Here is a 10,411-nt window from a genome sequence, read left to right on the forward strand (position 1 = left end):
TGGGCAGCATTATCTGCCCCGAATAACTACAATGGCAGACAGGGAATGTCGCATGAACAGATTGATCATATTGGCATCCAGGCGATGAAGATCCTCCGCCTGCTGCTGATCGGTTGTGGCCTGCTGCTATCCTCCCTGAGCAACGCCGATACCCTATTGGTGATCATCCCCGGCCCCAGCAGCCTGACCGCAGAATTTATCGACCACCTGCGCGCCCAACGCAGCGAGGATGAGGTGCTGGTGCATAACCTCGCGAATAATGATCCAGCACCCAACGCCTCACTGCTGGTCGTCATGGGCAGCACTAGCATGCAATGGCGGCTGGAGCAGAATATCGATACACCCACCATTGGCATCTATATCAGCCGCAGTAGCCTCGCGGACCAGAAATGGCTGCCCCTGCCAGATCACATCCAGATAATCCTGGCCAACCCGGCACCATCCAGACAACTGAAGCTGGCTTCATTATTAACACCCAGGCTATCCGCTATTGGTGCCCTGTATAGCCCCGCTCATCAGGCGCAGTTGGCCGAATGGCAACAGGCTTCCAGCGCCATAGGTGTTGATTTTTTCAGTCTGCCGCTTGAAAACCAGCAGCAGCTCAGCAGACAACTGACCGAACTGCTCGAAAACAGCGATGTACTGGTTGCCATCGACGACCCGAGCATTTACAACGCCAATAACTTGAAAGCCATCCTGCTCAGCAGCTACACACGTAACAAGGTACTCATTGGCCCTAGTGCGCCTTTTATTAACGCCGGCAGTCTGAGCACCACCTACAGCACACCAAGCCAGATGGCCCAGAGTGTTGATGACACGCTCACTCGCCCCTGGCAACCAGGAGCAATAGATTACCCGCGCTATTTTTCAGTGCTCAGCAACGCGCAGGTGGCACGCTCTCTCGGCTTCCCACCACCGAATGATGAAGACCTGGCTGACAAGCTGAGACAACAGGAGGAGCGCCAATGAGTCTGTGGCAGACCGGCAGCATTCACAACCGGCTGATTCTGATCGCTCTGGCTCCTGCGTTGATGCTGGGACTGGTGGTCTTTGCCTACTTCGTCAGCGCGCGTCTCGACGACGTGGATCGCCAAATGCAGGAGACCGGGGCACTGATTGCCGAGCAACTGGCACCCACCGCAGAATACGGGGTGATCAGCGGCAACCTGAAGACCCTCGATAGTTTAATCCGGGGTGCACTGGACACCCCCCATGTACGCAGTGTCGAAGTATATGATCAGGCAGGTCAGTTGATGCTGGCTCTGCAATCGGTGGAACAACAGTTGCAGCCCCTGCCACTACAGTATTTTGCCGCCGATATTCAGCGTCAAAGTATCCCGCTACAAAACGAGCTGTATCTCCTGGATGCGCCTGTTACCCAGCTTGATAGCGCGTTCCGCTATCTGGGGCAGGTACGCATCGGCCTGAGCAGGGAAGCATTCGATGATCGTCAGGAAGACATTCTCCTGCGCGCGTTACTACTTGCTACGCTAGTCATTTTCGCTGCCTTGATCCTCGCGCTACGCCTGGCCAGTGCGCTGTCCAGCCCGTTGGCACGGATGAGCCAAGCAGTACAGGCGTTGCAGGAAGGGCATCTGGATACGCGGCTCACCGAAGATCAACAGCACGAGATGGGCAAGCTGATGCATAACATCAATACGCTCGCTGGCGCCTTACAACGCTCCGCCCAGGAACAACAGCAAGCCATGGAGCAGATGAATACCGCGCGGGAAGAAGCTGAGGCGGCGAACCGGGCCAAATCCGACTTCCTGGCCATGATGAGCCATGAGCTGCGCACCCCCATGAACGGCGTACTGGGCATGCTGCAACTGCTGGAAACGACCGAACTAAGCGGCGAGCAGGCTGAATATGTACAGATCGCCGGGGAGTCGACGGACCATCTGTTGCACGTAATCAACGACATACTTGATTTTTCGCGAATCGAGCGTGGGGTGCTGGAACTTGAAGAAATCGCGTTCAATTTGCCCGAATTAATCCATCACTCGGTCACCGTCTTCGAACATACTGCAACCCAAAAAGGCCTCGCGTTAAAGGTTTCCACCCAGGGCACTCCGGTTTATCCAGCGGTCATTGGCGATCCGACTCGGATCCGCCAAATACTGGTCAACCTGATCGGCAATGCGCTTAAATTTACCGAGCAAGGCAGCATCGAGGTTGACGCCCATTGGCGTCTACAAGACCAAGGGCGGAGCATTCAGCTGCGTTGCGAGGTTCGCGATAGCGGTATAGGCATTGCGCCCGAGCGGCTGGAGAGCATGTTCCATGCTTTTCAGCAGGCCGATAGCAGCACCTCTCGGCGCTTTGGTGGCACGGGCCTGGGTCTCTCGATCGCCAGAACCTTTGCACTCAAGATGGGCGGCAGCCTGGATGCCCAAAGCATTGAAGGCCAAGGCTCGTGCTTCACCCTGAGCCTATCTCTGCCGCTCACCGATCTTCAACCGGACGCCTCTAGTGCCGTGCCTGATGCCCAGACAGGCGCCACTCCGGCGCTACCCATTTTGCTGGTCGAAGATAACCCGGTCAATCAGATGGTCATTGAGGGCATGCTGCACAGTCTGTCTTATAAGGTGGTGACCGCCGAAGACGGTCGAGCCGCACTGGACCATTTGACCCATGGCGAGCAGGCGTTTTCGGCAATTCTGATGGACCTGCAGCTACCGGATATGGATGGATTTAGCGTCTACCGCAGATACCTGGCGTACTGCGATCAGCAGCAGCAACCACCGATCAGTTGCATCGCGCTGACGGCCAGTGCGATGCAGGATGATCGTCAGCAATGTGTGGAAGCCGGAATGCAGGGTTTTCTCAGCAAACCGCTGTCTCGCCGGGCTTTGCAAAAGGCCTTGGAAGAGCAACTGCAGCCCGGCAGAGGTGATCATTGACGGTACTGATCCAGCACTATTTCACTCCTGTGCAAGGCCGCATCGAGCGGCGATACTAGGCAGCTGTCATCAACTGCCCGCGAGTATCGTCCCCATGACTATCACCCTTGAGACGCCCTTTAGCGTATTGCCTGACCTCATCGCCCTGCACGCCAGGACGCGAGGCAACCATCCGGCGCTGATTCAGGACGGTCAGCAGCTTGATTATGCCGCGCTTGATCTCAAGGTCGACCAGGTGGCCGCTGCGCTGCAACGGGACGGTTTCCGACCCGGTGACAGCATCGCCATCTGCGGCAGCAATTCAATCCCCTATGCATTGTTGTATATCGGCGCGCTGCGTGCGGGTGTGGTTGTGGCGCCACTGGCGCCCTCCTCCACACCGGAAGGGCTGGTCACCATGATCAGGGATTCTGCCGCCAAGCTGGTCTTCGTCGACCAGGCCGTTGATCAGGCTCTGCGCAGTACCGCAGAGCAACACCAGATCACACTGCTGAGCATGGATGATAGTTGCGCAGACTTGGGCTTTACGCAATGGCTTGCCGACACCAAACCCATCCCGGTTAACATCACCCCGGAGATGCCCTTCAATATCATCTACTCCTCCGGTACAACTGGTGAGCCCAAAGGCATCGTGCAATCACACGGCATGCGCTGGTCACATATTCAGCGTGGCATTGTATTTGGCTACGGGCCAGAGTGCGTCACGCTGATTTCTACCCCGCTGTACTCCAACACCACGCTGGTGTCCTTCCTGCCTTCGATCGGCCTGGGCGGTACCGTTGTGTTGATGGCCAAGTTCGATGCAGCCAAGTACCTGAAGCTGGCAGAACAGCTGTCAGCAACCCATACCATGCTGGTGCCGGTGCAGTACCAACGCATCATGGCCCGCGAGGATTTCGACCAATACGATTTGTCGTCCTTCCAGATGAAGTTCAGCACCAGCGCGCCCTTCCACGCCGAACTCAAAGCCGACATTCTCCAGCGCTGGCCTGGCGGGCTGATCGAGTTTTACGGTATGACCGAAGGCGGAGGCTCGTGCATGCTCGCTGCCCATCAATTTCCGGATAAGCTCGCCACCGTCGGCAAGCCCCTGGAAAATCACGATATGCGCGTAATCGATGAAGACGGCGTGGAATTGCCCTTCGGGGAAATCGGCGAAGTCGTCGGGCACTCGCCAGCGATGATGACCGGCTACCTGAACAAACCGGAGAAGACCGCCGAGGCCGAATGGTACGATGCTGAAGGCAAGCGCTTTATCCGCACCGGCGATGTCGGCCGCTTCGACAACGAAGGTTTCCTGACCCTGATGGATCGACGCAAGGACATGGTCATCAGCGGTGGCTTCAATATCTACCCCAGCGATCTGGAGCAGGAACTGCGCAAACATCCAGACCTGCTGGAAGTAACCGTGATCGGCGTTCAATCGCGCAACTGGGGCGAGACCCCGGTAGGTTATGCCGTGCTGCGACCCGGCGTGCAGGCCGACGCGCAGACGATCTGCCAGTGGTTTAATGAGCGGGTCGGCAAGACCCAACGCTTGAACCGCTTGATCCTCACCGACGAACTGCCACGCAGCGCGATTGGCAAAGTGCTCAAGCGCGAACTGCGCGACCAATTCCAGGCTGAATACGGCGAACTGGATTAACTCAGCGCAACACTGCCTTGGTCGGGGGCAGAGAATCTTTGTCCTCGGCCCCCATCGCAGGTATCCTCAACGCCTGACTCGTCAGTCTGTGCCCGGTTGTGACTCCAAACCGGGACGGGCAGTCTGAACTTACGCTGGCGGATAAATCCGTAAGCACCGCAGAACCGAATTAATCGCACCCCACCGAACGGGGTTGAGCAGGAGCAAACATGTCTAAACAGAATGCGTATACCCGGGAAGAGTTGCTTCAATGCAGCCGTGGCGAATTGTTCGGTCCCGGAAACGCACAATTGCCCGCCCCCAACATGCTGATGATCGACCGCATTACGCATATCAGCGACACTGGCGGAAAATATGGCAAAGGTGAAATCGTCGCCGAACTGGATATCACTCCGGATCTCTGGTTTTTCGCCTGCCACTTTGAAGGTGACCCCGTCATGCCCGGTTGCCTGGGTCTGGATGCCATGTGGCAACTGGTTGGCTTTCACCTGGGTTGGCTCGGCTATGAAGGCAAGGGCCGCGCCTTGGGCTCGGGCGAGGTCAAGTTCTTTGGCCAAGTGCTGCCGACCGCGAAGAAAGTCACCTACACCATCCATATCAAACGCACCATCAATCGCGCCCTGACCCTCGGCATTGCCGATGGCAGCATGGCCGTCGATGGGCGTGAAATCTACACCGCCGAAGGTTTGCGGGTAGGTCTATTTACATCTACCGATAGCTTCTGAGGATACTCACCATGCGTCGCGTCGTTATTACCGGTATGGGCATCATCTCCTGCCTGGGCCAGGACCTGGAATCGGTCGCCGCCAGCCTGAAAGCTGGCAAATCAGGCATTCGCCATAATGCATCCTATGCGGAAATGGGGCTGCGCAGCCACGTATCCGGCACCATTGATATTGACCTGGAAGCCGCCATTGACCGTAAGGTCAAGCGCTTTATGGGTGACGCTGCAGGCTTCGCCTACCTGTCAATGCAGCAGGCCATCGCCGATGCCGGCCTAAGTGCTGAGGACATCAGCCACCCGCGTATCGGCCTGATCGCTGGTAGCGGCGGCGCGTCCACGCTGAATCAGATGGAAGCGATCGACATCCTGCGTGAAAAGGGCGTGAAGAAGATTGGACCGTACCGCGTACCGCGGACCATGGGCAGTACCGTCTCCGCTTGCCTTGCCACCCCGTTCAAGATCAAGGGTGTCAACTACTCCATCTCTTCCGCCTGTGCTACCAGTGCTCACTGTATCGGCAGCGCCATGGAGCAGATTCAGCTCGGCAAGCAGGATATGGTCTTTGCCGGCGGCGGTGAGGAAGAGCACTGGTCGCAGTCGATGCTGTTCGATGCGATGGGCGCCCTTTCCACCCAATACAACGACACGCCAGAGAAAGCCTCGCGCGCGTACGACAACAAGCGTGACGGCTTCGTCATCGCTGGCGGCGGCGGCATGGTCGTGGTTGAAGAACTGGAACACGCCCTGGCCCGCGGCGCGAAAATCTACGCCGAAGTGGTTGGCTACGGCGCTACTTCCGATGGCTACGACATGGTCGCTCCCAGCGGTGAAGGCGCAGTGCGTTGTATGCAACAAGCACTGGCGACCGTTGATGGCACTATCGACTACCTGAATACCCACGGCACCTCCACACCGGTAGGCGACGTCGCAGAACTCAAGGCGATCCGTGAAGTATTTGGCGACAAGGCACCGAAAATCAGCTCGACCAAGAGCCTCTCCGGCCACTCGCTAGGCGCCGCTGGCGTACAGGAAACGATCTACTGCCTGCTGATGATGCGTGATAACTTCCTCACCGCTTCGGCCAACATCGAAGAACTGGACGAGAACGCCGCTGGCCTGCCAATTTTGCTTGAGCGTGCCGATGAAGCTGCGGATCTGATGATGTCCAACAGCTTTGGTTTTGGTGGCACCAACGCCACACTGGTACTCAAGCGCTGGACCGGCGCCTGATAAAAGACAGATGCTGCAATAAGACACGGGCGCCGAAAGCGCCCGTTTTTTTTTGGCACAGCCTAATGCACAGATAAGTACATGCCGCACGCAGGGCGCAAGGCGGTCGCTCGCACGGAGGCCGCTGCGTTCAGAAAGCCCGCAGCTCTGAATGCACTATTTCACTCTCTCGAACCACCGCTCGCACCAAATCATTGCACTAATCCGCCGATCTGCACGCAGATTCGCAGCCTGCAGCGTGGCACTCTATTTGCTTGGCAGCAAAGACTGATATCAGATTGATAGCTCAACTCTGCCAAGGAATCTGTCATGAGTCTTTTTAACTTCTCGCGTAAAGATAGAAGCGATGTCGAACAACTGGACAAGTTATTCGATCACCTCGACCTGAGTGTCAGCGTGCCTGAGCAAACCGGTCTGCGCGGCAAGCTTGGTCAATTGATCGGCAAGCTGCAACAGCGCATCACCCTCAGCCTGCACGCAGCCGTCGGCATCGCCGCCCACGCACCCAAGCTGGCCAGCATTGCAAGAGCGACAGAAACCCAGGGCGATCAATTGGCAGAGTCGTCGGAGATGATCGCCAGCGCAATTGAAGAAATCAGTGCAAGCCTGGAGTCCGAACTGGTGCCGGGGGCGACAGCCGTGGCCAACCTGGCCAACAGCGTAGCCGCGCAACTGCAGGCCTGCGAAACCGACAGTCAACTGGTTCTGGGTCAAGTCGAAACCATACAGACAACAGAGCAATTGCTTGCAGCGGAAATTCAAACCCTCAGCAAGCAGCTTGAAGAGGTCAACCAGGTGATCGCCATGATTGCCAATATTTCTCAGCAGACCAACTTGCTGGCACTAAATGCCGCCATCGAAGCAGCCCGTGCCGGAGAGCAAGGCCGCGGCTTTGCCGTCGTAGCCGATGAAGTCCGGCGATTGGCCGGGCATACCACCCAGGCGACGGATCAGGTCGGACAGATCATCAATGGTTTGCGCGGCGGTATGCAACGTTTGAATCAGGCCGGCGACAGCATGCATCAGGCCATTTCAGACGGTCGTGACGGCATTCTAAGAGTCGACCAGGGACTCACCCACGCAACCGGATCCATGGCACAACTGGATCAGCGTGTGGCTGGCATGGCCAGTGGTACTGAGCAGATCGGTGCGGCGGTGCGCTCGGTCAGCGCCGACGTGCAAAAGGTCGCTGACGTCGCGGGTGAACTGAAGCAGAGCGCGACCCAAGTCCGTGAGCACAGCGACGCCGTTCGCCTGGAAAGCGACCGGCTACTGGAAGGACTGGGCGAATTTCAGTTGGGTGTACACCAACAGATACGCCAGCGTGTAGTGACGCTGGCAAGCGAGCCGGGTCTGTCTGCCGGCGTGCATGACGCAGAGAAACTTATGCGCGATTGTCTGGCCCAGGACACCCGCTTCGAACTGATGTACCTGGTAGGCGCGGATGGCGTACAAGTCAGTGAGAATATTCCGGCGGCGGATCTGGAAAGCAGCAGCGCCCAGAGTATGAAAGGCAGCAACTGGTCGAGCCGAAGCTGGTTCCGCAGCGCGAAAGACCAACTGACGCCCCATATCAGTCCGGTTTACCGGTCCTCCGCCACCGATGCCTTTTGCTTCACCCTGTCAGCACCGGTGTTCTCCCAGGATGGGGCACTGCGATATGTGATTGGAGCCGATGTACGTCTTTCCGCGCTGCTGGAACATGGCGGAAGCGGTCGGCGGGACAGATTGACCGCACTGGCTAGCTGAGACACTACCGCACGCACTGATTTGGCGCCAAAATCGTCTCGATCTATGACAGTGGGCAGGTAATATCAAACCCGATGATAGTGCTTGCCTGTGACGCTCAAACTGCTACAACTCAGGTATGCAAACATTACCTGATGGACTCATCGTCATCCTCAAGCGCGCCTGTCCGACCTGCGCCCTGATCGAACCCGTGCTGGCCGAGTTGGCCAATGGCGATCAACCGCTCACCGTAATCGTGCAGGACACCGCCGATTTCAATGTGGGCTCCGGTCTGCAGATTAAGGACGACAGCCTGGAATGGTCCTGGCGGCTGGACTGTGAAATCGTCCCCACCCTGATTCAGCGCACCAACGGCCAAGAACTGAACCGTACCTACGGCTGGTTCCGTGAAGACTGGGAACAGCTGAGCGGCATCTCGGACCTGGGTGCGGATCTGCCCCCTTCCCGCCCCGGCTGCGGCTCCAAAACCCAGGACCCGGGCATGGCTGAGACATTGGCGATCCGCTTCGGAGCCGTGACCTTTCAATCCCGCGAGGTGGAAATCGGCGACAGCGAAGACCCTATCGAAGCCTGCCACGAGCGTGGCTGGAGTGATGGTCTGCCGGTCGTCCCGCCAACACCTGAACGCGTCTATCGCATGCTGCTGGGCACCAGTCGCAAGGCCGATGAGGTACTCGGGCTGATGCCGCCGGATCTGGTGCCCTGCACCGTGGAAAAGGTCGCAATCAACGCCGTTATGGCCGGCTGCAAGCCCGAATATATGCCCGTGGTACTGGCCGCCGTGGAAGCTGCACTGATCGACGAGTTCGGCATGCACGGCATACTCTGCACCACCATGTTTGCCGGCCCGCTGGTGCTGGTCAATGGTCCGGTGACCAAACGCATCGGCATGAATGCCGGCGTCAACTGTCTGGGTCAGGGCAATCGCGCCAATGCCAGTATTGGCCGAGCGCTGCAGTTGGTGGTACGCAATGTCGGTGGCGGGCGTCCCGGCGAGATTGACCGCGCGACCATGGGCACACCCGGCAAATACACCTTTTGCTTTGCCGAAGCTGAAGACAGCGACTGGGACTCCCTGGCGGTGGAGCGCGGTTTCAGCTCCGATCAGTCAGTGGTCACGCTATTTGCCGCCGAAGGCGTACAGGCTATTGTTGATCAGAAATCACGTACCCCCGAATCCCTGGCGCGCAGTTTTGCCCTGTCATTACGCGCAGTCGATCACTACAAGCTGGTCATGCATGGCGACGCCATCCTGGTAGTATCACCCGAACACTGCCGAGTATTTACCGATGCCGGCTGGAGCAAGGCGCGCCTGCACGAAGAACTGGCCCGCCTGCTAACCTTGCCTGGCAAGGACTTGGTGATGGGTGCTCAGGAGATTACCGAAGGTATGCCGGAGAACTTTGCCGGCGCCGATCTACCCAAGTTTCGCCCCGGTGGATTACTGATCGTCAGGGCCGGTGGCCCGGCCGGTCTGTTCTCCGCCGTTATCGCTGGTTGGGCTGCATCCGGCCCTACCGGCTCCATCCCGGTTAGCAAGGAGGTAACGGCATGATATCGCCGACCATACTGCTCGACCCGACCGCTGAACGTTCGGCGACCAACCGCGCGTTAACGGCCAGACCCGCCACGCTGGAGGGGCTGACTGTCGGCTTGCTGGATATTTCCAAGGCACGTGGCAACGTGCTGCTGGATCGTCTGGATGAGCTGCTCAGCGAGCGTGGCATCGAGGTAAAACGCTATCGCAAGCCTACCTTCGCCCGTATCGCGCCCACCGATCTGAAACAGCAGATCGCCAGTGAGTGCAATCTGCTGGTGGAAGGCCTGGCCGACTGAGGCTCCTGTACCTCGTGCTGTATGCATGATATAGGCGACTTGGAAGGCCGGCAGATTCCCGGTGTAGGCATTGCTTCCAGCGAATTCGTTGAAGCCGCAGCGTTGCAGTCCAAGGCATTGGGCATGGACCCGAAGATGGTGTTCGTACCCCACCCGATTCAGGACCGTACCGATGACGAACTGCGCGCACTGGCCGACAACGCATTCGACAGCATAGTGAAGGCGTTAACGCTGCAAGGCTCGTGATGATGGCGGGCCTTGTGGCCCGTGCATGACGGCTGATGAACTCGGTGCTCCGTAAGGGCGGATGGGGGCACCCCGGTA

At 58.1% G+C, this 10,411-nt stretch carries 8 protein-coding genes; all 8 read left to right on the forward strand.

Going from position 1 to position 10,411, the window contains the following annotated elements; genetic code table 11:
* The first annotated feature begins 45 nt into the window (after nt 1–45).
* The 8 genes from K787_RS0118155 (at nt 46) to K787_RS25780 (ending at nt 10,333) form a co-directional block, all read left to right on the forward strand.
* Nucleotides 46–969: a hypothetical protein gene (locus K787_RS0118155; RefSeq protein ID WP_022964243.1), complete on the forward strand. Its 924-nt coding sequence runs from the start codon at nt 46–48 to the stop codon at nt 967–969.
* Nucleotides 966–2,903 carry an ATP-binding protein gene (locus tag K787_RS0118160; protein WP_022964244.1) on the forward strand — a complete coding sequence of 646 codons (1,938 nt, stop codon included), beginning with the start codon at nt 966–968 and terminating at the stop codon, nt 2,901–2,903. The genes K787_RS0118155 and K787_RS0118160 overlap by 4 nt, the downstream gene beginning before the upstream one ends.
* A gap of 94 nt (nt 2,904–2,997) precedes the next feature.
* Nucleotides 2,998–4,548, forward strand: coding sequence for a class I adenylate-forming enzyme family protein (locus K787_RS0118165; protein WP_022964245.1), 1,551 nt, complete (start codon nt 2,998–3,000; stop codon nt 4,546–4,548).
* Between the two features lie 209 nt (nt 4,549–4,757).
* Nucleotides 4,758–5,273: a 3-hydroxyacyl-[acyl-carrier-protein] dehydratase FabA gene (gene fabA / locus K787_RS0118170; protein WP_022964246.1), complete on the forward strand. Its 516-nt coding sequence runs from the start codon at nt 4,758–4,760 to the stop codon at nt 5,271–5,273.
* A gap of 11 nt (nt 5,274–5,284) precedes the next feature.
* Nucleotides 5,285–6,502, forward strand: coding sequence for a beta-ketoacyl-ACP synthase I (gene fabB, locus K787_RS0118175; protein ID WP_022964247.1), 1,218 nt, complete (start codon nt 5,285–5,287; stop codon nt 6,500–6,502).
* Nucleotides 6,503–6,811: 309 nt separating this feature from the next.
* Nucleotides 6,812–8,251, forward strand: a complete 1,440-nt coding sequence (locus K787_RS23650; RefSeq protein ID WP_022964248.1) for a methyl-accepting chemotaxis protein — start codon at nt 6,812–6,814, stop codon at nt 8,249–8,251.
* 118 nt (nt 8,252–8,369) lie between these two features.
* On the forward strand, nt 8,370–9,806 hold the full coding sequence (locus tag K787_RS0118185) for a hypothetical protein (RefSeq protein ID WP_022964249.1): 1,437 nt from the start codon (nt 8,370–8,372) through the stop codon (nt 9,804–9,806).
* The gene (locus tag K787_RS25780; protein WP_306362010.1) at nt 9,803–10,333 is read left to right on the forward strand and encodes a UGSC family (seleno)protein; all 531 of its coding nucleotides are present in this window, start codon (nt 9,803–9,805) and stop codon (nt 10,331–10,333) included. Before K787_RS0118185 ends, K787_RS25780 begins: the two co-directional genes overlap by 4 nt.
* The last annotated feature ends 78 nt before the right edge of the window (nt 10,334–10,411 follow it).

It is taken from the genome of Halopseudomonas pelagia CL-AP6 (assembly GCF_000410875.1).
In the GTDB taxonomy this organism is placed as follows: Bacteria; Pseudomonadota; Gammaproteobacteria; order Pseudomonadales; family Pseudomonadaceae; genus Halopseudomonas; species Halopseudomonas pelagia.